Origin of the sequence: Bradyrhizobium sp. 23 (assembly GCF_023073295.1) — a bacterium.
Lineage (GTDB): Bacteria > Pseudomonadota > Alphaproteobacteria > Rhizobiales > Xanthobacteraceae > Bradyrhizobium > Bradyrhizobium canariense_D.
In genome coordinates, this window is record NZ_JADPJF010000064.1 from 299,687 (window position 1) to 323,586 (window position 23,900).

At 64.3% G+C, this 23,900-nt stretch carries 24 protein-coding genes and 3 tRNA genes; 16 read left to right on the plus strand and 11 right to left on the minus strand.

Going from position 1 to position 23,900, the window contains the following annotated elements:
• The 4 genes from IVB32_RS16610 to IVB32_RS16625 all read left to right on the plus strand — a co-directional run.
• A partial coding sequence (locus IVB32_RS16610) for a PQQ-binding-like beta-propeller repeat protein (protein ID WP_247410761.1) occupies positions 1–1,702 on the plus strand: 1,702 nt, incomplete at its 5' end.
• Positions 1,703–1,777: 75 nt separating this feature from the next.
• Positions 1,778–2,191, plus strand: a complete 414-nt coding sequence (locus tag IVB32_RS16615; protein ID WP_247335710.1) for a GFA family protein — start codon at positions 1,778–1,780, stop codon at positions 2,189–2,191.
• A 176-nt stretch (positions 2,192–2,367) separates the two neighbouring features.
• Positions 2,368–3,099 carry a Crp/Fnr family transcriptional regulator gene (locus IVB32_RS16620; RefSeq protein ID WP_247335721.1) on the plus strand — a complete coding sequence of 244 codons (732 nt, stop codon included), beginning with the start codon at positions 2,368–2,370 and terminating at the stop codon, positions 3,097–3,099.
• A gap of 3 nt (positions 3,100–3,102) precedes the next feature.
• The gene (locus tag IVB32_RS16625; protein ID WP_018455400.1) at positions 3,103–3,330 is read left to right on the plus strand and encodes a hypothetical protein; all 228 of its coding nucleotides are present in this window, start codon (positions 3,103–3,105) and stop codon (positions 3,328–3,330) included.
• 80 nt (positions 3,331–3,410) lie between these two features.
• On the opposite strand, the gene IVB32_RS16630 is transcribed toward IVB32_RS16625, so the two are convergent.
• Positions 3,411–3,485 (minus strand) — tRNA-Thr (locus IVB32_RS16630).
• A gap of 166 nt (positions 3,486–3,651) precedes the next feature.
• Positions 3,652–4,152, minus strand: coding sequence for a hypothetical protein (locus IVB32_RS16635; protein ID WP_247335724.1), 501 nt, complete (start codon positions 4,150–4,152; stop codon positions 3,652–3,654).
• Between the two features lie 283 nt (positions 4,153–4,435).
• On the opposite strand from IVB32_RS16635, the gene IVB32_RS16640 reads away from it, so the two are divergent.
• Positions 4,436–4,921 (plus strand): hypothetical protein, encoded by a 486-nt coding sequence (locus IVB32_RS16640; RefSeq protein ID WP_018458105.1) that lies wholly within the window; start codon positions 4,436–4,438, stop codon positions 4,919–4,921.
• A 43-nt stretch (positions 4,922–4,964) separates the two neighbouring features.
• A complete protein-coding gene (locus IVB32_RS16645; RefSeq protein ID WP_247335727.1) occupies positions 4,965–5,498 on the plus strand; it encodes a hypothetical protein in 534 nt (177 codons plus the stop codon).
• Between the two features lie 61 nt (positions 5,499–5,559).
• Here IVB32_RS16645 and rlmB read toward each other — a convergent pair whose 3' ends face one another.
• Positions 5,560–6,390: a 23S rRNA (guanosine(2251)-2'-O)-methyltransferase RlmB gene (gene rlmB / locus IVB32_RS16650; protein WP_247371702.1), complete on the minus strand. Its 831-nt coding sequence runs from the start codon at positions 6,388–6,390 to the stop codon at positions 5,560–5,562.
• 206 nt (positions 6,391–6,596) lie between these two features.
• Between rlmB and IVB32_RS16655 the strand changes: the two genes are divergently transcribed.
• A tRNA-Tyr gene (locus IVB32_RS16655) sits at positions 6,597–6,682 on the plus strand.
• Between the two features lie 111 nt (positions 6,683–6,793).
• Here IVB32_RS16655 and IVB32_RS16660 read toward each other — a convergent pair.
• Together IVB32_RS16660 and IVB32_RS16665 are read right to left on the minus strand one after the other, a co-directional pair.
• Positions 6,794–7,825: an LLM class flavin-dependent oxidoreductase gene (locus IVB32_RS16660; RefSeq protein WP_247410763.1), complete on the minus strand. Its 1,032-nt coding sequence runs from the start codon at positions 7,823–7,825 to the stop codon at positions 6,794–6,796.
• Between the two features lie 154 nt (positions 7,826–7,979).
• Positions 7,980–8,906 (minus strand): LysR family transcriptional regulator, encoded by a 927-nt coding sequence (locus tag IVB32_RS16665; RefSeq protein WP_247371705.1) that lies wholly within the window; start codon positions 8,904–8,906, stop codon positions 7,980–7,982.
• A 110-nt stretch (positions 8,907–9,016) separates the two neighbouring features.
• On the opposite strand from IVB32_RS16665, the gene IVB32_RS16670 reads away from it, so the two are divergent.
• From IVB32_RS16670 to IVB32_RS16680, 3 genes are read left to right on the plus strand one after another with little or no spacing between them, the layout of a single operon-like run.
• On the plus strand, positions 9,017–10,375 hold the full coding sequence (locus IVB32_RS16670) for an MFS transporter (RefSeq protein WP_247371707.1): 1,359 nt from the start codon (positions 9,017–9,019) through the stop codon (positions 10,373–10,375).
• Positions 10,372–10,869, plus strand: coding sequence for a GAF domain-containing protein (locus tag IVB32_RS16675; protein WP_247371710.1), 498 nt, complete (start codon positions 10,372–10,374; stop codon positions 10,867–10,869). The genes IVB32_RS16670 and IVB32_RS16675 overlap by 4 nt, the downstream gene beginning before the upstream one ends.
• 17 nt (positions 10,870–10,886) lie before the next feature.
• Positions 10,887–12,140 carry an amidohydrolase family protein gene (locus IVB32_RS16680; RefSeq protein ID WP_247371713.1) on the plus strand — a complete coding sequence of 418 codons (1,254 nt, stop codon included), beginning with the start codon at positions 10,887–10,889 and terminating at the stop codon, positions 12,138–12,140.
• Between the two features lie 2 nt (positions 12,141–12,142).
• On the opposite strand, the gene IVB32_RS16685 is transcribed toward IVB32_RS16680, so the two are convergent.
• Positions 12,143–13,123, minus strand: coding sequence for an NADPH:quinone oxidoreductase family protein (locus IVB32_RS16685; RefSeq protein WP_247371715.1), 981 nt, complete (start codon positions 13,121–13,123; stop codon positions 12,143–12,145).
• Between the two features lie 56 nt (positions 13,124–13,179).
• Positions 13,180–15,237: an ATP-dependent helicase gene (locus tag IVB32_RS16690; protein WP_247371718.1), complete on the minus strand. Its 2,058-nt coding sequence runs from the start codon at positions 15,235–15,237 to the stop codon at positions 13,180–13,182.
• A gap of 127 nt (positions 15,238–15,364) precedes the next feature.
• On the opposite strand from IVB32_RS16690, the gene IVB32_RS16695 reads away from it, so the two are divergent.
• On the plus strand, positions 15,365–15,955 hold the full coding sequence (locus IVB32_RS16695; RefSeq protein ID WP_247299708.1) for a TMEM175 family protein: 591 nt from the start codon (positions 15,365–15,367) through the stop codon (positions 15,953–15,955).
• Between the two features lie 9 nt (positions 15,956–15,964).
• Here the strand turns inward: IVB32_RS16695 and IVB32_RS16700 are convergent, their stop codons facing one another.
• Positions 15,965–16,351 carry a YciI family protein gene (locus IVB32_RS16700; RefSeq protein WP_247362247.1) on the minus strand — a complete coding sequence of 129 codons (387 nt, stop codon included), beginning with the start codon at positions 16,349–16,351 and terminating at the stop codon, positions 15,965–15,967.
• A 196-nt stretch (positions 16,352–16,547) separates the two neighbouring features.
• Between IVB32_RS16700 and IVB32_RS16705 the strand changes: the two genes are divergently transcribed.
• Positions 16,548–16,727, plus strand: a complete 180-nt coding sequence (locus IVB32_RS16705; RefSeq protein ID WP_247362250.1) for a hypothetical protein — start codon at positions 16,548–16,550, stop codon at positions 16,725–16,727.
• A 29-nt stretch (positions 16,728–16,756) separates the two neighbouring features.
• Positions 16,757–16,960, plus strand: a complete 204-nt coding sequence (locus IVB32_RS16710; protein WP_026233505.1) for a hypothetical protein — start codon at positions 16,757–16,759, stop codon at positions 16,958–16,960.
• Between the two features lie 7 nt (positions 16,961–16,967).
• Here IVB32_RS16710 and IVB32_RS16715 read toward each other — a convergent pair whose 3' ends face one another.
• Entirely contained in the window at positions 16,968–17,681 is a 714-nt protein-coding gene (locus IVB32_RS16715; protein ID WP_026233506.1) for a transporter substrate-binding domain-containing protein, read from the minus strand.
• A 361-nt stretch (positions 17,682–18,042) separates the two neighbouring features.
• Between IVB32_RS16715 and IVB32_RS16720 the strand changes: the two genes are divergently transcribed.
• Both IVB32_RS16720 and IVB32_RS16725 read left to right on the plus strand, forming a co-directional pair.
• Positions 18,043–20,454, plus strand: coding sequence for an ATP-binding protein (locus tag IVB32_RS16720; RefSeq protein ID WP_247362252.1), 2,412 nt, complete (start codon positions 18,043–18,045; stop codon positions 20,452–20,454).
• Between the two features lie 352 nt (positions 20,455–20,806).
• A tRNA-Gly gene (locus tag IVB32_RS16725) sits at positions 20,807–20,880 on the plus strand.
• A 6-nt stretch (positions 20,881–20,886) separates the two neighbouring features.
• Here IVB32_RS16725 and IVB32_RS16730 read toward each other — a convergent pair.
• Both IVB32_RS16730 and IVB32_RS16735 read right to left on the minus strand, forming a co-directional pair.
• On the minus strand, positions 20,887–21,258 hold the full coding sequence (locus IVB32_RS16730; RefSeq protein WP_247362254.1) for a hypothetical protein: 372 nt from the start codon (positions 21,256–21,258) through the stop codon (positions 20,887–20,889).
• Between the two features lie 627 nt (positions 21,259–21,885).
• Entirely contained in the window at positions 21,886–22,173 is a 288-nt protein-coding gene (locus IVB32_RS16735; protein ID WP_247362256.1) for a hypothetical protein, read from the minus strand.
• Between the two features lie 970 nt (positions 22,174–23,143).
• On the opposite strand from IVB32_RS16735, the gene IVB32_RS16740 reads away from it, so the two are divergent.
• A complete protein-coding gene (locus IVB32_RS16740; RefSeq protein ID WP_247371725.1) occupies positions 23,144–23,578 on the plus strand; it encodes a hypothetical protein in 435 nt (144 codons plus the stop codon).
• Positions 23,579–23,900 lie beyond the last annotated feature (322 nt).

Consider the following 23,900-nt stretch of genomic DNA (forward strand, 5'->3'; position numbering starts at 1 on the left):
AGGCCGCGGCGCCATGCAGGCGATGTCGTTCGATCATGTGCTGGGAACGCTGACTTCTGGAAGCATGGCGGCAATGGCGAAGGACCGCAGCGACTCGGAACGGCGCGCGATTGCCGCCTTTGTCACCGGCAAGGCCGCGGTGGGCGACAATGCAGTCGATGCGGAGGGACGCTGCACGCAGCAGGTCAATTTCTTTCCGCAAGCGCTCGATGGTCCGCGCTGGAATGGCTGGGGCGTCGACGTTGCCAACAGCCGCTTCCAGTCGGCCGAAATGGCCGGCCTCACCGCGGAAGAGGTGCCGCGCCTGCGGTTGAAATGGGCTTATGCCTTTCCCGGCGCCTCGGTGTCGTTTGCGCCGCCGACCATCGTGGGCGGTCTGCTGTTTATCGGCGGCACTGACCGCAAGGTGCACGCGCTCGACGCGCGAAGCGGCTGCACGAGGTGGACGCTGCCGACCGATGCCGCGGTGCGCGCGGCGATCAGCTTCGGGCCGCTTCCCGGCACCGATCAGTTCGCGATCTTCTTCGGTGACCTGCGCGCCAATGCCTATGCGGTGAACGCACTGACTGGCGCGCTGATCTGGAAGACGAAGGTCGAGGAGCATCCGGCAGCGCGCATCACTGGCGCGCCGACGCTGCATTCCGGCGTGCTCTATATCCCGGTCTCCTCGCTGGAGGAGGCCGCCGGTTCGCAGGCCAGTTACGAATGCTGTACCTTCCGCGGCAGCGTGGTCGCGCTCGAGGCAGTGACCGGCAAGCCGGTGTGGCAGGCCTACACGATCCCCGAGGTGCCGCATCCGACCGGCAAGAATGCGAGAGGCACGCAGCTGTTCGGCCCGTCCGGCGCGGCGGTGTGGTCGGCACCGACGATTGATCCGAAACGCAACGCCGTCTACGTCGCGACCAGCAATTCCTATTCGAATCCACCCGCCGCAACCGCCGATGCGGTCCTCGCCTTCGAGCTTGCGACAGGTAAGCTGCTCTGGAAGCAGCAGGCGACCCCGAGCGACGCCTTCATCGTCGCGTGCTTCGGCGCGGACAAGACCAATTGTCCTGAAGATCACGGGCCCGACCACGATTTTGGCCAGTCGCCGATCCTCGTGACCTTGCGTGACGGCAGGCGCGTTCTTGCCATCGCGCAGAAGTCCGGCGTCGTGCACGCGCTCGATCCTGATGATGGCGGCAAGATCCTGTGGCAGACGCGGATCGGGAAGGGCGGTGCGCTCGGCGGCAGCGAGTGGGGCTCGGCCGCCGACCAGGATCGCATCTATGTCGCGAACTCAGACGTGCGGTTCCTGCGCGATGGTACGCGGCGGCTCGATGCCACCCAAGGCGGCGGCCTGTTCGGCCTCGACCTCGCCAGTGGGAAAATTGCGATGGAAGTATCTCCTGTCGCCTGTGGCGATCGCCTCCAATGCAGCCCTGCGCTGTCGGCTGCCGTGAGCCTGATCCCCGGCGTCGTGTTTTCCGGCGGCGTCAGCGGCTTTCTGCGCGCCTACGCGACAGCCGACGGAAAGCTGTTGTGGGAATACGACACGGCGCGAGACTATACGGCGGTGAACGGCGCCCCTGGTCATGGCGGCGCGATCGACGGCCCCGGGCCGATCATCGCCGGCGGAATGCTCTACACCAATTCCGGCTACGGCCAGTGGGGCGGCGTCGCCGGCAACGCACTGCTGGCGTTCGAGGTTGCGAAGGAGTGAGGGTCCGTCCTGGATTGCTCTGCGCTCCAGCCGAGCGACAGAACCTGTCAGCCAATTGAGGAGGAAGGAGCTTCGATGATCGATGCCCAATGCAGGTGCGGCGCTCTCGCGCTGTCGCTTCCAGGACCTTCCAGCCTCGTCGTCGCCTGCCACTGCATTGACTGCCAGCGTCGAACCGGCGCGCCGTTCGGGGTCGGTGCGTTCTATCCGGCGGAGGGCGTCACGATCTCAGGGACGTCGAAGGAGTACGTCCGGACAGCCGCAAGCGGCGGCACGGTCCGCAGCTATTTTTGCCCCGAGTGCGGTTCGACGGTCTATTGGAAGGCGGACAATCTGCCTGCGATGATCGGCGTTGCCGTGGGCGCGATCGCGGTTCCGAACTACCCGGCGCCCAACCGCTCGGTTTTCGAACAGTCGAAACATGCCTGGGTGGAGATATCAGGCGCTGAGCACTTCCAGCAAAGCAGCGCACCGAAGCATTCGAAGTGAGCGTTGCGCGTCAAATTTCGCTCCAAGGCTTCGCGGCAAGATGAATTGACGCCGTTCCCGTGGGTTCCGCCGAGGGTTGGAATTTGCGGCGGTCCCTCTGCTTCGCGTGAGACAATAGCTAGCCGTCCGGATTGGAACGAACGTCACAAAAATTCGTTTGCCGACCGGAGCTAACGATGAATAACGCGGAAATTTTCGAACCTTTCTTAAGGCGGTTGCGGGTCAGCACCGAAATTGATGAAGAGGACGAGGCCGCTATCCGTCATTTGCCAATCACGGTGAAACGGATGGCTGGCGGTCAGCCGGTCGTTTCTCTCGGAGATCGACCTTCGGCGTGCTGCCTTGTCGTTGATGGCTTTATCCTGAGATCAAAGATCGTCGGCAATGGCCACCGCCAAATCATGGCCTTTCACCAACCCGGCGACATTCCCGATCTGCAGGGTCTCTTTCTACATGTGATGGACCATGACGTCAGCGCGCTTGGCGATAGCGTTCTCGGCTTCATTCCGCATGCAGCGGTGCGCTCACTGATAAGAAAGCGGCCTAACGTGGCCGAAGCGCTTTGGCGCGATACACTGACCGACGCCGCGATCTTCCGGGAGTGGATTTGCAACGTTGGTCAACGCGAAGCCACAAGCCGCGTGGCGCATCTCGTGCTTGAGCTTTACACCAGATTGAAGGCGATCGGTCGAGCGGACGGCCTGTCCTTCGACTTTCCGGCCTCTCAGGCACTCCTCGCCGACGCCGTCGGCACGAGTGTGGTCCACATGAATCGGGTCGTTCAGCAGCTACGTGCTCAGCGCGTGTTGGACCTGGAGCGGGGAAGAATATCGATCCTTGATGAAGCCAGGTTGCGCGAAATAGCAGACTTCGACGTGCTTTACCTTCATCTCAATCCGTCGCTCTGAGCCATGAAGTTCTACTTCGATATCAAGGACGACTTTTTCGCTGCGGTCGACGAGGATGGGGTGGATTTGCCCGGCCCGGAAGCCGCCGAAAAAGAGGCGATCGCAATGGCGACCTCGATTGCCAGAGACGTTGCGTCGGCAAAGGGGGCGCAGGTCCTCATTATAGTCAGGAACGAGAAGCACCCGCTGCTCGAGTTGAGTGTAACGGTCGCCCGGAAAGCTCTGACGTGATTGCCTTGGAAATCGGTTCTCGCGGTCGTCAGACGGAGGAGTGCCCCGATCTATAAAGGCCGCAGTGTCGGCTAAATCGGTGGTGCCGGCTGAGGGGATTGAACCCCCGACCTTCGGTTTACAAAACCGCTGCTCTACCGCTGAGCTAAGCCGGCGACGCCTGGAGAAGCGGGGCAGGCCCGGCCTATGCCGGGGCTGTCCGCCCGTGCGCGCCGCAATACCAGACTTGACCGGAAAGTGCCAGAACCCGGGATCCCCGATGCAGACATGAATCAGGCGGCCCGAGGGCCGCCCGATCTGTCGCGTTCGGTTCAAACCGCCTTACTGGCAGATGTGGCGGCGGCCGTCTTCGCCCTTGAACCAGGTGCCGGGCGTGCAGACGAAGCCGTTGCGCTGGGCGTAGGTGCGGGTGTCCCACCCCCGATTGTCCCAGCCGCGGTTATCCCAACTGTTGTCGTAGGCGTAGGCGTCGTTCGTGGCACGGAACGGGGCAGTTGCGATTGCACCCGCAGTCCCGATGGCTGCGCCGGCCACGCCAGCGGCTGCTCCGACCGCGCCGGCGGCGACGTCGGTCGGCCAGAAGCCGGTGCGGCTCCTGTTCCAGTCGTTATTCCAGTCACCGTTGGTGGTCTGGCGATAGGACACGCGACGATGCCGATAGCCGCTATCGGTGTACGGATTTCCCGGTCCGACGTTCTGGCAGTTGGCGTTGGGGAATTGCGCCGCGCAGCGGCCAGGATTGGTGATCACGGCCTGCGCCATGGCAGAGCCTGCCACCAGGGTCGCCGCAATCGCCGTGGCTCCGAGAAGTTTGACGTTCATGATTGTTTGGCTCCCGTTTTGTTGACGCGGGCTAAACGCCGAAGACGCCGGACGTTCCGCTGAAACCGCCGGATTTTCGTCGGCGACAGTCAAACGGAAGTGAGCACGGGCCATGGTTCCGGACTGCAGGATCCGGCGGCGTTAATGCTTCGCTAGTTCGCTTTGGCGCATTTGAGCGGCGCGCAATCCTTACACATTAGGCTTACCGGCAATTGGTGAGAGGGCCTTAACCCTCTCTGCGTCGCTATCGGGTAGGTTGTCGCCGAATAAATGGGGTCCCCTCATGCGCGCTGTGGCGCTCGCTGCCTTTCTGATCGGACTGCCCGCGACGGCGTTTGCCGGCGGCGGCTTCGATATCGTCGTTCCCGGTCGCCCCGGCGTGCCCATCATCATCAACAACATCGACGCGTCCTATGCCGTGATCGAGGGGACCTGGGGCCTGGGGAAGAACGTCCAGGTGCAGCCCACGATTTATGGCGGCCGCTATGTCGCCGAGCGCCAGCCCACCGACGTCGGCCATTACTATCCGACGCTGGGCCTGCGGCCCGGCTATGGCCGGCTCGAGGTCGAACCGCCCGCGAACCGCAAATTGCCCAAGCCGCCCGATAGCTATCACCAGAGCTGGGGCGCCCAATCGGCGCCGCTGCCGCCGCAGATGGACGTGCCCGTCAATCCGCCGCCGGTGATTCTCGCGCCTGAGTTCAACGACCAGCCGCGGCGTCCTCGGCCGCGGCCGCGTGCAGAGATGCCCGGCAAGCCGCCGGGTTAAGAAACGACAAAATCCAAAAAACGGAAATCAACAGGAGGGAGTAATGCGTCAGATGATTTCGGGACTGGTCGCGGCGGCTGCCGTGATGTTCGCCGCCACCGCGCCCGCTGCGGCCTGCGGCTTCGATCCGTGCCAGCCGGTCGCGCCGGTCTATTCCGGCTGTAACACCGGCTGCGGCGGTTATGGGGCCGGCTACAGCTACGGCTACGGCGCCTATGAGCGTCTCGCCGAGCCCACCACGCAATATTATCACGTCAACCAGGGCCCGACCTACACCGGCCCGGGCGCCTTCGCGCCGTATCCGACCTACCGTGAGGACGCGGTGGTTGCGCCCGCCAATTACGGCTACGGCCGTGGCTACGGCTATGGGCACGGCTATGGCTATCGCGCTGCCGCGGTCGAAGCGCCGGCCGCCTATCCCTACCGCCGCCCGTATTACCGTCCGTATCGCTACGGCTACGGCCCGCGCGCCGGCTATCTGCCGCGCACGCATTACGGCTACGGTCCGCGCTACGGCTACGCCCCGCGCCATGCGCCGTATTATGGCGGCCACCGTGTGCTGCGCCGCTATTACTGATCGCTTGATCGGTTGAGCCAACGAGACGCCCGTCCGCGATGCGGACGGGCGTTTTGTTTTGTTACCGCTTCATCAGCCCGAGCCGGCTCGCGCCGACATAGAGCGAGAGCACGGCGGCATTCGAGACGTTGAGACTCTTGATCTCTCCGGGCATGTCGAGCCGCGCCACGACGCTGCAGGTCTCGCGTGTCAATTGCCGCAGGCCCTTGCCTTCCGCGCCCAGAACCAGCGCGAGCGGCTCGCGCAGGGTGACCTCGGAGAGATCCGCGCTGCCTTCACTGTCCAGCCCGACAGTCTGGAAGCCGAGCTCGTTCATCGTGGTCAGTGCGCGGGCGAGGTTTTGCACCGTCACCATCGGGACCAGCTCCAGCGCGCCGGAGGCGGCCTTGGCCAGCACGCCGGTCGCTTCCGGACTGTGACGCGCGGTGGTGACGATCGCCTTCACCGCAAAGGCGGCCGCCGAGCGCAGGATGGCGCCGACATTGTGCGGATCGGTGATCTGGTCGAGCACCAGCACCATGCCGTCCTGCTCCAAATCCTCGATGTCGGGCGAGGGCAGGGGATCGGCCTCGGCGAGCAGGCCCTGGTGCACGGCGTCGGGCGACAGCAGCCGGTCGATCTCCTGGGGCCGGACGATCTCGGGCGCGACCGGGATCGCGATGTTCTCGTCCGCCAGACGCCTTGCGGCGTTCTCGGTCAGCGTCAGCTTGCGGATTTGCCGCTGGGGGTTGGCGAGCGCCATGGAGACGGTGTGCCAGCCATAGAGGATGACAGGCCCGTCGGTGTCCGAATCGCGATCGCGACGGGCCGGACGACCGGCCGATTTTCCGGGCCTGTTGAAGGGCTTAGACCCGCCGCGGGGGCCCCTCGGGTTGAATTTTCGATCCTTCATGGGCTCGCTTGTGTCACGGGTCCCGGAATATGGCAATTTGGGTGGTGTCGGGGGCGATTTTAGCTGTTCGCCTCGGTTGACTTTACCCCACCGCTTCGCCGATAACCGCGCCCGGTCGCGCCCCCATCCGGGCTGTCGCGGCCTTCACGTTCCATGGCCGTCTTCGGTCGCCGGCAAGGTCCGGCCCGATTGTGCTGCCGTCGAGCGGGGGAGTGTCCCGAGTGGCAAAGGGAGCTGACTGTAAATCAGCCGCCTTATGGCTTCGCAGGTTCGAGTCCTGCCTCCCCCACCACGCTTCGCCCTTCGGGCTGCGCGTGGCGCTGCCAAGTGATGCCTGAAGAACGGAGCGTGGTGTCCGGCGAAGCCCGTAGGGCGAAGACGGACTGAAGCGGATCCGATCGCCTCACCCCATCATCTCCCGCACCATCGGCACTACCTTCCGCCCATAGAGCTCGATGCTCTTCATCAGCTTGCCATGCGGCAGCGGGCCCGCCGAATACTTCAGCTGAAACCGCGAAATGCCGAGCGCCTTTGCCGTCTTGGCGATCTTGCGCGCGACCGTCTCCGGCGAGCCGACATAGAGCGAGCCGTGCTCGGCCTCGTTCACGAACTCGTCGCGGCCCATCGGTGGCCAGCCGCGTTCCTTGCCGATGCGGTCGCGCATCGCCTTGTAGTCGGGCCACAGCTCCTCGCGCGCCTGTTCGTCGGTCTCGGCGACATAGCCTGGCGAGTGCACGCCGATCGGCTGTGCCGGGCGGCCGAACTCCCTGAACGCGCGATGATAGAGCTCGACGAAGGGCGCGAAGCGCGCGGGATCGCCGCCGATGATCGCGAGCATCAAGGGCAAGTCGTAATGCGCCGCGCGCACCACCGATTGCGGACTGCCGCCGACGCCGATCCAGGTCTTGAGCGTGCCGTTCTCGACCGGGGGATAGACCAGCTGCCCGTTCAGCGGCGGACGCAGCTTACCTTCCCAGGTCACCGGCTTCTGCGACAGCAGTGCCGCGAACAGATCGAGCTTCTCCTCGAACAGCGCCTCGTAAGCCCGCAGGTCGAAACCGAACAGTGGAAAGGACTCGGTGAACGAGCCGCGGCCGAGGATCACCTCCGCACGTCCGTTCGAGAGCGCGTCCAGCGTGGCAAAGCGCTGGAAGACGCGGATTGGATCGTCCGAGCTCAGCACCGTCACGGCCGAGCCGAGATGGATCCGCCTGGTCCGCGACGTGATGGCGGCCAGCACGGTCTCAGGGGAGGAGATCGCGAAGTCGGCGCGGTGATGCTCGCCGAGGCCGATGAAGTCGAGGCCGAGCTCGTCGGCGAGCACCGCCTCGTCGACGACGTTGCGGATCTCCTGTGCGTGCGGAAGCATCGCGCCGGAGGCGTCCCTGGTGACGTCGCCAAAAGTGTCCAGTCCGAATTCGAGCGGTGCGGTCATTGATGAGGTCTCTGCGGGCGCGGCTTGCGCGCCTGTCACTGGGGGAGGGGATTGCTTTGGTTGGAGCTAAGCAGCAGGGACTGGCGCGCAATGCTGCTTCGAGAAACCCATTGTTTCCCTTTTTCGTGGTGTCGGGGCGCCCGCCGCCCGCGCCTCAGTCCGACCTGGCGAACATCTCGACCAGCGTGTCGCGCAGCCAGCGCTGCGCCGGTACGGTGTCGTTGCGCTGGTGCCAGAACAGCCTGACGATGCGCGGCGGCGCCTTGAGCGGAAGCGGCATGGCGTGCAGGAACGGCGCGTGCCGGGATTGCGAGCGCAGATCGCTCGGCAGCACGGCGATCAGGTCGGACTGGCGCACGATTTCGTAGGCGGCGCTATAGTGATTGACGGTCGCGACCACGTTGCGCGACAGCCCGCGCGAGGCGAGGAAGAGGTCGTAGGACGGCAAGGTCTTGCCGGCGAGGCTCACATCGACATGCCCCGCGTTGAGGAAACTGCGCGTGCTCAGCCGCTTCATCGCCGCGAGCGGATGGCTGCGCCGCATGAAGCAGGCGTAGTCGACGGTCCACAGCGAGCGCGAGCGGATGGCGGCCGGCTGCTGCGCCTCGTTGACATAGACGCTGAGGACGCAATCAACGCGATTGTCCTCGAGCTGGTCGGCGATCTCCAAAATGGTGTTGGGAACGGTGTGGATTCGCGCCTTGGGCGCGACCTTGCCGAAATGGTTCAGCAGGTTCGGCATCACCAGCGAGGCGACGTAATCCGACATCGACAGGCTGAACTCGGTCTGAGCACGGTGCGCATCGAACACCTGCTCGTCGAGCGCGCCGCGGACGGTTTCGAGCGCTTCGCCGATCGGCTCCCACAGCACCACGGCGCGCTGGGTCGGACGGATGCCGGTGCCGGACCTGACGAACAGGGGATCGCCGAGCGCGTCCCGCAGGCGTGCGAGCGCATTGCTGACCGCCGGCTGCGTCATCAGAAGCGCGTTGGCGGCGCGCGTGACGCTGCCCTCGGTCATCAGGGCCTCGAACACTTTCAGCAGGTTGAGGTCGAGCGAGCGAAACGACAGAACATTCATCCCAGTGATGTACTAGATCATGATTATAAATTATGACGATAATATCTCCTTGTCTATGGTTCCCCTGGGAACGAGCGGAGTGCCGGGCCGCCAGACAGAGGGGGACTTTCATGTCGATGATCTCGGCGCGGATCGAGCGCCTTCCATTCGCACGCTTCCACAAGCATCTACTGCTGATGGGCGGGCTCGGCTACATGTTCGACGCGATGGACGCAGCCGTGCTGGCGTTCATCCTGCCGGTGCTGCGCACGACCTGGAATCTGTCGAGCGTGCAGATCGGCGTGCTCGGCAGCAGCACCTATATCGGCTTCCTGTTCGGCGCGCTGCTGGCGGGCACGCTGGGTGACCTGATCGGCCGTCGCGCGGTGATGATGTCGGCGCTGGCACTCTATTGCGTCGCATCCATCGTCAGCGCTGCGGTGAACGACTGGTCGTCCTTCTTCGCCGCCCGCGTCGTCGCGGGCATGGGCACCGGCGCGGAGAGCGCGATCATTGCGCCCTATCTGGCGGAATTCGTCGCACGGCGTTACCGCGGCAGCTTTACCGGCGCGCTGGCCGGATTCTTCTCCTTCGGTTTCGTCGCGGCGGCCTTGCTGGGCTATTTCATCGTGCCCGCCTCTGAGAACGGCTGGCGCATCGTTCTGGTGATCACCGCGGTGCCGGTCGTCATGCTGCTGTGGTGGCGCAGGGCGCTGCCGGAATCGCCGCGCTGGCTGGAAAGCCGGGGCCGGGAGAAGGAAGCCGCAGCCGTGCTGGACAGGATCGAGGCCGGATTTGCGAGCCAAGGCCATGTCCTGCCGCAACCGGTCGTCGAAATCACGGCGCCTGCCGTGACTGGTGGGACGCTGCTTGCCAATTTCGCCGCGCTCCTCGCCGGCCGCCAGGCGCGCATCACCATTATGACCTGGATCATGTGGCTTACGATCACGTTCAGCTACTATTCCTTCTTCGTCCGGATCCCCGGCCTTCTGGTCCAGAACGGCATGAGCATCACCAAGAGCTTCGCCTATTCGATCGCGATCTATTGCGCGCAAATTCCCGGCTATTTCAGCGCTGCGTACTTCAACGAGCGCATCGGCCGGCAGGCGACGATTGCCTCCTACATGGTGCTCGGCGGCGCCAGCGCGCTTGGACTTGCATTCGCGCAGAGCGATCAGCACATCATGGTCGCCGGAATCTTGCTGTCCTTCTTCATGAACGGCACCTATGCGGGGGTCTATGCCTATACCGCCGAGGTATTTCCGACGGCCGTCAGAACCACCGGCGCCGGGCTCGCCTCCGCGATCGGCCGCATCGGTGCGATCGTCTCGCCGATCCTGGTCGGCTATCTCTATCCCAATTTCGGCTTCGCCGGCGTGTTCGGCCTCACCAGGAGCGTGCTGCTGTTAGGCGCGCTCACCGTGGTGCTGATGGGCGTGCCGACACGCGGCCGTTCGCTGGAAGAGATCGCGGCAGGCGAAGTCGCATGAGGGAGACGAAACACCGATCCGATCCGCTGCTCTGCGCGGTGGCGGCCGCGCAGGGCAGGGCGGATCAGCCGGATGCCCTGTACTCGGCGCTGGACGACGCCCTGAAGTCGGCGATCGGGCACAAGCTGTTCACGATCCTGACCTATGACGCCGACACGAGGGAAGCAGCGCGGGTGTATTCCAATCTCCCCGGAGCTTACCCCGCGGGCGGGCGCAAACGCCTGGCGCCGGGGCCGTGGACCAAGGCTGTGCTCGACCGCGGCGAGGCCTATATCGGCCGCACCCGGGACGATCTGCGCGGGGTGTTTTCCGATCACGAGCTGATCGCTTCGCTCGGCTGCGAAAGCGTGCTCAACATGCCCGTGCGCTGGCGCGGGCGCACGCTCGGCTCGCTCAATCTGCTCCATGAGGCAGGCTGGTACGGCAAGGACGATGTCGCTGCGTGTCTCCCATTCGCCCAGTTCGCCTTGCCCGCGCTGCTCATCCAGTCCTGATAAGACAGGAAGTCGTCATGTCCCGTGTGCTCTTCAAGAACGCCGCTCTGCTCGATCCGCTTCAGCCGGACCTCCTGGAGGGACATCACGTGCTGGTCGAGGACGGTCTGATCAAGGAGGTCTCCGATCGGCCGCTCCAAGTGGAAACCGACCGCACCGTCGATCTGAAGGGCAAGACGCTGATGCCCGGCCTGATCGACCTGCATGTGCATGCGATCGCCGTCGAGCTCAATCTGGCGCAGCAGGTGCACATGCCGAACGTGCTGGTGACGCTGCGCTCAACGCTGCTGCTGCGCGGCATGCTGCGGCGGGGCTTCACCACCGTGCGCGACGCCGGCGGCGCCGGCCATGCGCTGAAGCAGGCGATCGAGACCGGTCTCACCGACGGTCCGCGGCTGTTCGTCTCGGGTCGTGCGCTCAGCCAGACCGGCGGGCACGGCGACATGCGGGCCCGCTCGGATTATCTTGCCAGCGACGCACCGTGCCCCTGCTGCGTGCGTGTCGGCGCGCTGGCGCGCGTTGCCGATGGTGTCGACGGCGTGCGCAGGGCGGCGCGCGAGGAACTGCAGATGGGCGCCGACCAGATCAAGATCATGGCCTCCGGCGGCGTTGCTTCACCGACCGATCCGGTCGGCGCCTTCGGCTACTCCGAGGACGAGATCCGCGCCATCGTCGAAGAGGCGCGCGGGCGTCAGACCTATGTGCTCGCCCACGCCTACACCGCTGCCGCGATCGAACGCGCGGTGCGCTGCGGCGTGCGCACCATCGAGCACGGCAATTTGGTCGATGCTCCGACCGCGCAGCTGATGGCCGAGAAGGGCGCCTATGTGGTGCCGACGCTCGTCACCTACGAGGCGCTGGCTAACGAGGGTGCCCAATATGGCCTGCCGCCCGAAAGCGTTGCCAAGATCGCCGATGTCCGCGACGCGGGCCTGCGTTCGCTCACGATCTACCGCGACGCCGGCGTGAAGATGGGGTTCGGCAGCGACCTGCTCGGACCGTCGCAGCGTCTGCAGAGCGACGAGTTCCGCATCCGTGCCGAGATTCTCGGTCCCCGCGCCGTCATCGCCAGCGCGACATTGGTCGGCGCCGAGGTGCTCGGCATGGACGGCAAGCTCGGCCGCATCATGCCCGAAGCCATTGCGGACCTGCTCGTGGTCGATGGCAATCCGCTGCGCGACGTGGCCTGCCTACTCGGCCAGGGCGAGCACATCCCGATGGTGATGAAGGCAGGCAAGGTCCAGTTCGACCGGCTGGGGGCGCGCAACTAATCCTATTTCGAGATGCGCACGACCATCTTGCCAAGCGCCCCGCGCGTCTGCATCGTCCTGAACGCTTCCCGGAAGTCATCCAGCGCGAAGATGCGACCGACCACAGGCTTCAGCTGGCCCTCGACCAACCAGGCCGTCAGCTCCGACATCAGGCGCTTCTGCACCTCGGGCTCGCGGATTGGAAGCTGCGCGAGGTCGACGCCGAGCAGGGCGCCGCCCTTCAGCAGTGGCAGGTTGAATGGCAATGCAGGGATCGCGCCGGCGGCAAAACCGACCACGAGATGACGGCCGCGCCAGGCGATGGAGCGAAAGGCCTGCACCGAGATCTCGCCGCCGACAGGGTCGAAGATCACGTCTGCGCCGCGTCCTGAGGTCAATTCCTTCAGCGTGTCGCGCCAGTTGGTCTGCGTGTAGTCAACCACGGCATCGGCGCCGTGCTGTCGCGCGAACTCGCGCTTGTCTGGTGTCGATGCCGCTGCGATCACACGGGCGCCGAGCAGCCTGCCAATCTGGACGGCCGCGATTCCCGTGCCGCCCGCTGCGCCCAGCACCAGAAGCTGTTCGCCTGCGCCGAGCGACGCTCGCGCACTCAGCGCATAGAGGGCGGTCAGGTAATTGGCACGAAACGAAGCGGCGACCTCCGCCGCGACGCTGTCCGGCAGGGGATAGAGCGCTTCGGGGGTGACGACGATCTCTTCGGCAAGCGCGCCCGAGCGCGTCATCCCCATTACGCGCATCCCGGGTTGATAGCCGCCCGGTGCGCCGGGGGCTTCGTCCACGATGCCTGCGAATTCGGTTCCGGGAATGAAGGGCAGGGGATCCTTGGTCTGATAGCGCCCCTCCATCTTCAAACCGTCCACAAATCCGATTCCTGCAGCCTCTACCCGGACACGCAGCTGTCCGGGTCCGATGTGTGGAGACGGAACGTCCTTCAGGGCGATTTGATCGATCGGCGCGTATTGCTCGACGACGACGGCTTTCATGTCGGACCTCTGTTGTCCAGTTATGCTGACAGGTCTCGACACCAGCCTCTTGTGTCTTACCGCCACATTCCGCGCATCCGCGCCCCGATGTCGACCTTCGGCCCCTGCGCCGCCGTGCGGGCCGCGCTTGCCCCAGCCTTCGGCCAAGCGGTGCGCTCGAACAGATAGACCAGCGGCTCCGGGATGAAGCGGGTGCGCGAGGCGTAGACGTGGCGGTCGCCCTTGGCTTGCTGGCCGTGGGTGAAGAAGCGCTGCGGCACCACGAGGTGCAGGTCGTCCTTGGCGCGCGTCATCGCGACATAGAGCAGGCGGCGTTCCTCCTCGAGCTCGGCGCTGGTGCCGGCGCCGAGATCCGACGGCATGCAGCCGTCGACGACATTGAGCACGAATACCGATTTCCACTCCTGGCCCTTGGCGGAGTGGATGGTGGAGAGGATCAGATAGTCCTCGTCGCGCAAGGGCGGCCCGGATTTGTCGCTGGCCGCATCCGGCGGGTCGAGCGTGAGCTCGGTCAGGAATTTCTCGCGCGAGGCATAGCCACTCGCGATCTGCTCGAGCTGCATCAGGTCGGCGCGGCGCGTCTCCGAATCCTCGTGGAGGCGATCGAGATGCGGTTCGTACCAGAGCCGCACGCGTTCGAGATCGGCCGGCCATTCCGAATAGCGCAGATTTTCGATGGTGCGGACGAAGTCGGTCCAGTCCGCGCCGGTGCGCGGCGGCACCGGGAGCTGGCCGAGCGCGGCGAGCGGATCGGAGCTTTCCGCCATCTGATCGAGCACACGCTGCGCGGTCGCAGGTCCGATGCCCGGCAACAGATGCAGGATGCGAAATCCCGCGACGCGGTCGCGCGGATTTTCGGTGAAGCGCAGCAGCGCCAGCACGTCCTTGACATGCGCGGCATCGAGAAATTTCAGCCCGCCGAACTTGACGAACGGGATGTTGCGGCGGGTCAGCTCGATCTCCAGCGGGCCCGAATGCGAGGAGGTCCGGAACAGCACTGCCTGGTGCTTCAGGAGCGCGCCTTGCTCGCGGTTGGCCAGCACTTCCTCGACGATGTAACGGGCCTGGTCGGTCTCATCGTGCACGGTGACGAGCTGCGGCTTTTGCGCGGAGCTGCGGTCGGTCCAGAGGTTTTTTGTGAAGCGCTCGCGCGCCAGACCGATGACGCCGTTCGCCGCCGCCAGCACGGGTTGCGTCGAGCGGTAATTGCGGTCGAGCGTGATCATCTCGGCGCGGGGCGAGAAGCTCTGCGGAAAATCCAGAATGTTGCGGACCGTGGCGGCGCGGAACGAATAGATCGACTGCGCGTCGTCACCGACGACGGTGAGGCCGCGTCCGTCCGGCTTCAGCGCCAGCAGGACCGAGGATTGCAGGCGGTTGGTGTCCTGATATTCGTCGACCAAGACGTGATCGAAGCGGCCGCCGATTTCTTCCGCGATCAGCGCATCGCTCATCATCTGCGACCAGTAGAGCAGCAGGTCGTCGTAATCCAGCACGTGCTGGGCCTGCTTGGCCTCGACATAGGCCGCGAACAGGCCCTTCAGCTCGGCCGCCCAGCCTGCGCACCAGGGATAGTGCGCCCCCAACACCTTCTCAATCTCCATCTCGGCATTGACGCAGCGCGAGTAGATCGACAGGCAGGTGCCTTTGGCGGGAAAGCGGCTCTCCGTCTTCGACAATCCGCGCTCGTGCCGGACCAGATTCATCAGGTCGGCGGAATCCTCGCGGTCGTGGATGGTGAAGGCAGGATCGACGCCGATCCGCTCGGCATATTCGCGCAGCAACCGTGCGCCAATGCCGTGGAACGTGCCGGCCCAGCTGAGCGCGTCGCGCATGATCGCGGCATTGTTCTCGCCGAGCACTTTTCGGGCGATGCGCTCGACCCGGCCGGCCATCTCGGCCGCGGCGCGGCGGGAAAACGTCATGAGGAGGATGCGGCGCGGATCGCTGCCCGCGACGATCAGATGCGCCACGCGGTGGGCCAGCGTGTTGGTCTTGCCGGAGCCCGCACCGGCGATGACGAGCAGCGGCGCGCCCACGGTCGCACCATCGGCCACGCCATGCTCCACGGCGCGGCGTTGCTCCGCATTGAGCGTGTCCAGATATGTCGCCACGAATCGCCCCGGTGAAACAGCCAGAGTCGGCGATCCCGCTGCGAATCGCAATGCGTCTGGACGGGACCGATGTTAAGACCTAGGGACAAGACGGCCCAAGGTTCCATTCCGAAAAGCGCCACCCGGCATGACCGAGCTCAAATCCGACCAGTTCGAGATGCGACGGCTGGAATCGCTCAGCAACACCATCTTTGGCGTCGCCATGACGCTGCTCGCCTACGATCTGCCTAGGGCCGCGGTCTTCACCAGCGCGCCGGACTGGAACGATCTCGCCCGGGTCTATTCCGGCAAGCTCGCGGGTCTTGCGCTCAGCTTCATCATCGCCGGCGTGTTCTGGATCAGCCATCACCGGCGGCTGGCGCGCCAGCCCGTCGGCAGCCGCGGCGCGGTGATCCTCAATTTGTTCTTCCTGCTGTCGATCGTGCTGCTGCCGGTGACCAACGGCCTCTACACCAACTACGCCACGAGCAGTGCGGTCGCCGTGCTCTACGGCCTGCACCTGACTGCAATCGCCGGCCTCAATGCCTGGCTGTGGTGGAGGATCTTGGGCGGCTGGCGCCAGGAGATCATGGCCTCGTTGTTTCCGCTGCTGGTGTTCATCCCGGGCACGGTCGTTGCGGCGTTCGCGCCGCAAGTCGCGCCGTTCGTGTGGTTCATCGCCTTCGGCGGGCTGCTGATCCAGCGCTTCTATGTCGGGCCCACCGGGACGGACAATTAGGCCTGCCGTTCATTCGCCGGAGGGCGTCGCGCCGAACCCGTCGGCCGGCACGTAAAGCTTGACCGGGCGGATTTCGTAGACCGCTGAGGGATTGACCTGGCGCAGCGTTCGCGCCGCCGCGATCGCCTCCTCTTCCGTGTCGTACTCGGCGAGGTGGAAGCCCAGAAGCTGCTCCTTGGTCTCGGCAAATGGGCCGTCCAGCACGACCCCCGCGCCGGGGCCGCGCAAGGTGCGGGCCTTTCGGGTCTCATCCAGGCGGGCGGCCGGGCCAAAATGCCCGCTTGCCCGGAGGGGAGCCTGAACCTCGATGACCTTTGCCACGACCGCGGCGTCCTTCTCGGGCGTCCAGGACAAGATCTCGTCTTCCACGTGATAGGCCAGGATGGCGTAAAGCATCGTCACCTCGTTGATTTTCGCTGCGCGCGTCCAAAGGACGTATCACCACCGTCGCAGCCGACAATGGGGCTGCGGAAAATATTGCGTCGCGGGTGCGGCGACGAAACCTTCCCGAAACCCGATTGCGGCCGAAAGGTGTGAACGCCGCGCGAAATCGGCGCGACTGATTGCCACCAAGAGCACTTCGGAGGCGGCCATGTCGACCATCAAGATCATCTGCGACGCGCGTCGGACGGGAAAGTCGGAGCTTGCGGATCTGCACGACCAGAGCGGCCACCATCGCTATTACGACAGCTCGGCCGAGAGCGGCGGCGAGCGCATCGTTGAAAGCCGGCGCGGCAAGCGCCCGCGCGCAATGAACGTTTGCGGCTTCTAAGCCCAATGCTTGCGAAACAGCCTGCGACCATGAACGTCGTGCAGATATCGATCGCCGCGATGCCGTTCCTGCTCTCGCTCGCGAGCAGGTCCGGCAAGGCGATGGCGCCAAGCCTGCTGGCGGGCATCTTCACCGTGCTTCTCGGCAGCGAGCCGCCGCGGGCGGCCATGGCCTGGTGCGTCGGGCTGTTGATCGCGGCGGTTGCGGTGCGGGAGCGGACTCGCACGACCTGACCGCGTGTCACATCCCGCTCAGCACCTGCTTGATCAGGGTTTCCCGCAACCGGGCGATTTCGCCGCTCGCCTCCATCTGCTCGATCATCCTTCCGACCTTCGGCACGAGATCGCGATGCCGTTCATGCAGATGGTGGTAGATGCTGATGCGCTCGAGGGGTGGTGAGAGCGGATGGATCCTGGCCTGGAGATTGAGCTTCCTCACCGCAGCCAACCCGCTGAAGAGGTCGGTGACCATCACGTCGATGCGGTCGGCGTCGAGCATCTTGACCATGTTGTCGAGGCTTGTCGTCGCCGTGACCCGGGTCATGCCGCGCGTACCGGCTTCCGACGAGCCGACGCCGCGTACGATGCCGATGCTGTAGTCCCTAATTGAATTCCAGCCGGCGACGTCGAACTGCAGTTTCGTGGTGAAGACAGTAGGCTCGATGTAATTGATCGCAGGTGTCACCTGGATCAGCGTCGGATAGTCGCGAGAGAGCGTTCCGATCCGCTGGACCTCGCCGTCGACCTCGCCGGTGCTCGACAGCGCGAGCGCGCGCTTGCCGGGCACATCCTCGAATTCGAGCTTGATGTTCAGCCGGGCATAGACCGCGCGGAGCATCTCGCCGCCGACATATTGATCGGGGATATCGGCGATGCGCGCCAGCCTGATGACCTCTTGCGCCTGCGACGGGCCTGCCGCGAGCAGCAACAGGCAGACCACGACTATCCGCCTCATGACGCATCTCCCTGGCCATGCCTCTTGGGCGTGCCCTGCTACCATCGGATTCCGGTGCCGCGATCTACCGGAGATGGCGGCTGCGCCGGTCCGCAACGTTGAGAGCGCGTTCCCGCTGTATGGCGGCTCCGGACTTTCACCGATGTCATTCTAGCACGCGAGGTGGTAGTTTGCCTGGGAAGCCTGCTGCTGGGCGCAAGATATGACCCCGTCGAGCTCAAGCCGCCCAAGGGCCAACAGGATCATCGGCCGACAAGATCGCCACGTGTATCGCGTGCTGAGGCAGCGCCTCAACCGTTCACCTGCTCGCGGCTGCGATCGGTAAGCTGAGCAGGTGCCGCCATTTTCGAGGACATGGTGCATGGGCGACGCAGGTGACGATGATATCAAGCGTGGCCGCGCCATTGCGCCGGCGGCTTCGAAGCAGGATTTGACCGGCATCGGCGCCCCGTTCGCGCCTCCGATGTTCGCGGCGCTCCTGTCGCGGATCTTCAACTGGTCGCGCAGCGGCGTCGGGCCTCGGCTGCTTGCCGCCGTGCTGCTGTTCTCATCGGTCGTGACGCTGACCCTGACCGCGCTCCAGCTCTATCTGGATTACAATCGTGAGGTCGGACTGATTGAGACGCGGCTCGACGAGATCGGCCGCAGCACTACGGGCAGCCTCGGAGAGAGCCTGTGGAATCTCGACCAGAACCAGCTCAAGCTCCAGCTCGATGGCATTCTGCGGCTGCCCGACATCCGTGCGGCGGAGGTCCGCGAGATCGCCGATCGGCCCAATCCGATCCGCGTGGAAGTCGGCGAGCGAAACACTCGTTCGATCATGACCCGGGAGTTTCCGCTGAGCACGATGGTGCAGGGGACCTCGCGTGCCATCGGCACGCTCCGGGTCGAGGCGACGCTGACCGACGTCTATCAGCAATTGTTGAACAGGGCCCTCGTCATTCTGGCAAGCCAGGCGGCAAAGACGTTCCTCGTCTCGTTGTTCATCATCTACATGTTTCATCTGCTGGTGACCCGGCATCTCGTCGCGATCGCCGAGTACGTCGGCAAGTACAGCCTCGGCCGGCCGCCGCCGCCGCTGCGCCTGGAGCGCCGGCCGCCTGACGAGGCCGACGAGCTGGACAAGGTGGTCGTTGCTTTCAACGCCATGTGCGCCAACCTCGAACATGCCTATGGCGAGCTGCGCGCGGCCAATGGGAATCTCGAGCGCGACCTGAAGATCCGGCGGCATGCCGAGGAGAACGCCCGCGCGAGCGAACAGCGCTTCCGTGACTATGCCGAGACCGCATCCGACTGGTTCTGGGAGACCGGTCCGGATCACGTGTTCACCTATATTTCAGATCGGGCCGGTGCTTTCGGCATGGACCCCAAGGCGCTGATCGGCAGGCGCCGTTCAGACGCCGCCTTCGACCACGATGCCGAGCCGCAGAAATGGCGCAGTCACTGGGCCACGCTGGATCGCCACGAGCCGTTCCGGAAGTTCGAGTATCGCGGCCGCGATGCGGCTGGCCGCGCGCACCATTTCAGCGTTAACGGCCAGCCGGTGTTCAGCGCCGATGGACGCTTCATGGGGTATCGCGGTTCGGCTACTGATCTGACCGAGCAGCACGAGACGGAGGAGCGGCTTCGCCAGTCGCAGAAGATGGATGCGATCGGTCAGCTCACCGGTGGCGTCGCGCATGACTTCAACAACGTGCTCACTGTCATCACCGGCACCATCGAGATCATCCGGGAGGGGCTGGCGGACAAGCCCGACCTCGCCGCGATCGCCCAGCTCATTGACGATGCGGCGGCGCGAGGCGCGGAGATCACCTCGCAGCTCTTGACCTTTGCGCGTAGGCAGCCGCTGGAGCCGCGCGAGATCGACGTCAACGGCCTCGTGCTCGAGACGGCGAAGCTGTTGAAGCCGATCCTGGGCGGAAACATCGAGATCGTGACCCGCCTCGCGGACGACGCCTGGCCGGCGATGGCCGATCCGTCGCAGCTGTCGTCGGCGATCATCAATCTCGCCGTCAATGCGCGGGATGCGATGCCTGGCGGCGGCACGCTGACGCTCGAGACCGCGAACCGCGAATTCGATGGCGCGGATGGTGCTGGTGACGGCGATGCCACGCGCGGCGCCTTCATCATGGTTGCGGTGGCCGACACGGGCCATGGCATCCCCGCCGACATCCGCGACCGCGTGTTCGAGCCGTTCTTTACCACCAAAGGGGTCGGTCGCGGCACCGGGCTCGGCCTCAGCATGGTCTACGGCTTCGCCAAGCAGAGCGGCGGCAGCGTTGCGATCGAGAGTGAGGAAGGCCGCGGCACCGTGATTCGGCTGTTTCTGCCGCGATCTGCGGGCGGAGCGCAGGCCAGGACCGGCTCGCTCCAGGCGCCCGCGGCGGCACGCGGGCACGAGGCGATTCTCGTCGTCGAGGACGATCCGCTGGTGCAGGGCTATGTCATCGCCCAGCTCGGCAGCCTCGGCTATCGCATCCTCGCAGCCGGCGACGGCGCAACCGCGCTTGCGCTGGTGCAGCAGGGCGCCCAATTCGATCTGCTGTTCACCGACATCATCATGCCCGGCGGCATGAACGGGCAGGAATTGGCCGAGGCCGTGTGGCGCCTCCGCCCGGGGATGAGGGTGCTCTATACGTCCGGCTATACCGACAACGCCCTCGACCACGAGGGTCAGCTCGGTCCCGGCGTTGCGCTGCTGAGGAAGCCGTACCGGAAGGCGGACCTGTCGTTGAGGATCCGCGAGGTCCTCGCCGGCGAGCCGCCCGCCTGAGCAGCCGGCGCGCGATGCCAACGAAAAAGGCGCGGCGGGGAAGGCCCCCGTCGCGCCCGATTTCTTGCTCGCTGGTCCAGGGCTGAGAGCGCCCCGATGCCAAGCCTCTATTAAAGGCTTAGCGGGCGATCCCAGCGAGGTGACAGCGCTTGGTAAAAGACACTGGATCACCTCCTTTCGTTGGTTGCGGAAGATTTCAATATAGGCGGCAATTCCGGCGTTGTTAAGGGGAGGCGGGTCGGGAGGAACCAGCGGCTGTTCGTAGGGCCGGGCAGACGCTGGAAGCCGTCTCTTAGGCAGTTGATCTTGGGCAGTTGAGACCGCCGCCCGGCCGTGTTAGGGAGCCCCTGTCGCGGGTGTAGCTCAATGGTAGAGCAGCAGCCTTCCAAGCTGAATACGAGGGTTCGATTCCCTTCACCCGCTCCAATTATTTCAATAACTTAGCGCGTTAAGGCCTTTCCATTCTGACAAGCCGCGCATTCTCATTCTGACAAACGTTCCTTTCGCTTGTTTTGCACGGCGCTTGATGCGTTTCATTTGCGCATCTTGCTTTGCCTGATCGTCGTCGTGCAGATAGTGCGCCATAGCTGCCGTCGACGACCACTGACCCTTCTTCATTAGCTGCGTTTCCGTTAGCCCGGATGTGCTTGCTTCGGTCGTGCCGCCGTGGCGGCCGAAAGAGGTAAAAGTTAGCTCGGGCCGTAAACCTGCAGCCAAGATAATTTTCTTCGTGATGCGTTGGACTTGAGTCAGCGTCTCGCCCTTGCCAAACCAGGGTAGACTGCTCCCATCACGTCGCAACATCAGACCTCCTGTCGGACGCAGCTCCTTGATCGCACCGAGCTCTGCCATTAGCAGCGGGTAACATGCCTTCCCCTTGGCTTCTTTGAAGAGCTTTCGAAGAGCTGATCGACGAAAGCGGTGTCAATACTTGCGACCCGGCGCGTCCCCAGTCGTCGGCCATCTTGCAAGATGTACTCACCGATCATTTTGATGCCAGTCTCATGAACCCGGCACTGACCGGGGCTCAAAGGCTGAAGTCGCTTAGCTGTCTTCTGGGGACCACGTTTGACGGTAGAGATGAAACATCCAATCTACCGTGCCGATGACCACGCCAATGCCAATCGCATTTTGCGTCCTCGCCGCCCATGCGCCAGCTATCTGAAGCTCGACCTGAACAGCACATCCTGCAAGAACTCATCCTGCAGGATGCGGTGTACATACTGCCAGCAAGAGATGTTAGCGGCAGACGTAGCTGCCGTTAACCAGAACGCGGACACACGCGGTGCCCACCGTAGGTCATGGTATCCTCCCCCTAGGCGTCGATCTCCTGAGCGCAGATTGGCGCGAGAGGCGGCGGCTCAATGAGCGCCGCCCATCGCGCCATCATCCAGCTCTATTGGCACACATACATGATGCCATCACCGCCCTTCACCAACGAGCCTGGGACGCATCCGGTGCCGTTGCGCGCCGCATAGTCGGCCAGCCGCTATAGCCGTAGCTCCACGGCCCGCCGAAGTAATAAGCTCGCACCGCGTACCAGGGCAAACCGTCATTCGTGTAGTAGTGACCGCGATAATAAGGAGTGACGTACAATCGGGCGGCCGCTTGGGCGTTGTCGAGTCGCAGCGAGATCCCGCTTCGGTCGGTCAAGCCAATGAACAGCGCCGTGCCGCATACGAGCGCGGCGACGGCAATCTTCCTTGCGCTTATCTTCATGGACGTTCTCAAAAAATGAACTTCAACGCCACAACACCAACGCCACAACAGGGCGGCGATTTGCGTTAGATCAAGGGAATCAAACAAATCGAATCTGCTTCTCCTTCGAATTCGCAGGATCAGTTCGGATCAAATAATGCGAATCTGGAGGATAGCACTCCAGCCCGACAAGTGCGGCCCACCATCGGAAAGCTCGCTGTCACGGTGGCAGCGCCGGCTCTCTCTGCACTGGAGCCAAGTATGCAATTGTGCGAGTGCTTTTCGCCAGAATGCTTCAGGCAGTCGGGGACGAGCTCGGAGACGGCATCGCGGTTCGGGATCTGCTCTTCATCAGCTCTGCCGATCGGTTCGTAGGATCCTGTTGCGCAGCGACCAATTTGCTGAACGCAAAGAAGAATCTGGCGACGACACCCTCGTCCGATCCGCGCTCATCACGAAGCGCCTCTGCCGCCATAAGCGACCAGCTTCTTGCCTCAGCCATCCAGACGGTGCGGTTTGCCGCATCCTCGCTTGCGAGCTGCCGACAAAGTGCTGCGCGCGAACTCAGCTCGAATTGACTCATCATCGTCCCTCCCTGCCAGAAGCTCGATGTACGCGGTGAGAACTCTGCGTTGCGTGCCACGTCTCTGCAATTGACCTTCCGGTCATTGTACCAAGGGGCATGTCACAGCCACTGACCAAGCCGCGCGATACTACGCCAGGCGGTGTTGCGAAAATTCAGTTTGTTGATCTGGCTCAAGCGACGCCGCATTCGAACGCGGTGAACATTAGCCTGCTGCAGCGTGCGTGCGCTTACCAGTGAAGCGCCACCGATGCATCAGCAAGTGCTTCACCAGGGGCGCGCCGCGGCGGAAGCAACGGCGGCTCGATTTAGGCAGCCATGCCCATGCAGGTCGCATTTCTTCGCCAATCCTGCCGCCGTGGCCCGTTGCTTGCCAGACGAAGGTCTGCGGCGGCAATGGCGCCGACAATGCCCATCTCGCGATATCTGGTCTATGTCGGCGGTGCGTTGCTCGCGATGCTCTTCGTTGTGGACGCCCTGGTGCAGGATCGGCCTGCCATCCACGGTGGAGCTGCGCGCTCCGCGACCATCCGCATCCATTCCGATTGGAAATTGCCCGAGCGGGTCGTTCTCGACACTAGCCTGCCGACGATCGTCGCAACCGACATCGCCAAGGTCGAGCCTGGTGCCCTGCCGGGCGCCGACCTCTCACAGAGGCGCGCTCGCGAGGCCTTCGCTCAGCTAGGAGCAGCCGATGCCGAACGACCGCCGGCGCGTCCGTCGACAAAAGCTGATGTGAAGCCGCAGCGTCAAAACAAAAGTGCGCGGAGGCACATCGAAAAAAATATCCGCCTCGTCGCGCGGCCGCCGCAGTACGGCTGGTTTGGCAACCAGGTTTGGTGAGCGTCTCCGATCGTCGCATCTTCGGCGTGGGGCGCCTGCCATCGATACTATCAACGAGTGCACGTCGAGGGATTGCCCAATCAAATGTCCTTCAAGATCGGGAGTAACTGACATGAGTGAAACGTCAAGGTTTGAACGGTTAGATCGTCGCGGGGCTCTTTCATTGCCCGGATGGGCCGCTGTACTCGGATTGGCGGCACCCGGCACGGTGCTGTTAGGAACAGAAGCGCCGGCGCAGACGATCGGCATGGAGCGACGCCAGGAGAGGCGGGGAGCCCGCCACGAGCGACGTCAGGAACGGCGCACGGGCCGGACTGAACGC

Coding starts and splice junctions, on each gene's coding strand:
- IVB32_RS16640 (WP_018458105.1), top strand. CDS start 4,436: ATGCGCGCTGTGGCGCTCGCTGCCTTTCTGATCGGACTGCCCGCGACG.
- IVB32_RS16735 (WP_247362256.1), bottom strand. CDS start 22,173: ATGAAGATAAGCGCAAGGAAGATTGCCGTCGCCGCGCTCGTATGCGGC.
- IVB32_RS16705 (WP_247362250.1), top strand. CDS start 16,548: ATGTCGACCATCAAGATCATCTGCGACGCGCGTCGGACGGGAAAGTCG.
- IVB32_RS16665 (WP_247371705.1), bottom strand. CDS start 8,906: ATGAATGTTCTGTCGTTTCGCTCGCTCGACCTCAACCTGCTGAAAGTG.
- IVB32_RS16675 (WP_247371710.1), top strand. CDS start 10,372: ATGAGGGAGACGAAACACCGATCCGATCCGCTGCTCTGCGCGGTGGCG.
- IVB32_RS16685 (WP_247371715.1), bottom strand. CDS start 13,123: ATGAAAGCCGTCGTCGTCGAGCAATACGCGCCGATCGATCAAATCGCC.
- rlmB (WP_247371702.1), bottom strand. CDS start 6,390: ATGAAGGATCGAAAATTCAACCCGAGGGGCCCCCGCGGCGGGTCTAAG.
- IVB32_RS16700 (WP_247362247.1), bottom strand. CDS start 16,351: ATGCTTTACGCCATCCTGGCCTATCACGTGGAAGACGAGATCTTGTCC.
- IVB32_RS16710 (WP_026233505.1), top strand. CDS start 16,757: ATGAACGTCGTGCAGATATCGATCGCCGCGATGCCGTTCCTGCTCTCG.
- IVB32_RS16730 (WP_247362254.1), bottom strand. CDS start 21,258: ATGTTGCGACGTGATGGGAGCAGTCTACCCTGGTTTGGCAAGGGCGAG.
- IVB32_RS16720 (WP_247362252.1), top strand. CDS start 18,043: ATGGGCGACGCAGGTGACGATGATATCAAGCGTGGCCGCGCCATTGCG.
- IVB32_RS16695 (WP_247299708.1), top strand. CDS start 15,365: ATGACCGAGCTCAAATCCGACCAGTTCGAGATGCGACGGCTGGAATCG.
- IVB32_RS16715 (WP_026233506.1), bottom strand. CDS start 17,681: ATGAGGCGGATAGTCGTGGTCTGCCTGTTGCTGCTCGCGGCAGGCCCG.
- IVB32_RS16635 (WP_247335724.1), bottom strand. CDS start 4,152: ATGAACGTCAAACTTCTCGGAGCCACGGCGATTGCGGCGACCCTGGTG.
- IVB32_RS16740 (WP_247371725.1), top strand. CDS start 23,144: ATGCCCATCTCGCGATATCTGGTCTATGTCGGCGGTGCGTTGCTCGCG.
- IVB32_RS16670 (WP_247371707.1), top strand. CDS start 9,017: ATGTCGATGATCTCGGCGCGGATCGAGCGCCTTCCATTCGCACGCTTC.
- IVB32_RS16680 (WP_247371713.1), top strand. CDS start 10,887: ATGTCCCGTGTGCTCTTCAAGAACGCCGCTCTGCTCGATCCGCTTCAG.
- IVB32_RS16625 (WP_018455400.1), top strand. CDS start 3,103: ATGAAGTTCTACTTCGATATCAAGGACGACTTTTTCGCTGCGGTCGAC.
- IVB32_RS16645 (WP_247335727.1), top strand. CDS start 4,965: ATGCGTCAGATGATTTCGGGACTGGTCGCGGCGGCTGCCGTGATGTTC.
- IVB32_RS16615 (WP_247335710.1), top strand. CDS start 1,778: ATGATCGATGCCCAATGCAGGTGCGGCGCTCTCGCGCTGTCGCTTCCA.
- IVB32_RS16620 (WP_247335721.1), top strand. CDS start 2,368: ATGAATAACGCGGAAATTTTCGAACCTTTCTTAAGGCGGTTGCGGGTC.
- IVB32_RS16660 (WP_247410763.1), bottom strand. CDS start 7,825: ATGACCGCACCGCTCGAATTCGGACTGGACACTTTTGGCGACGTCACC.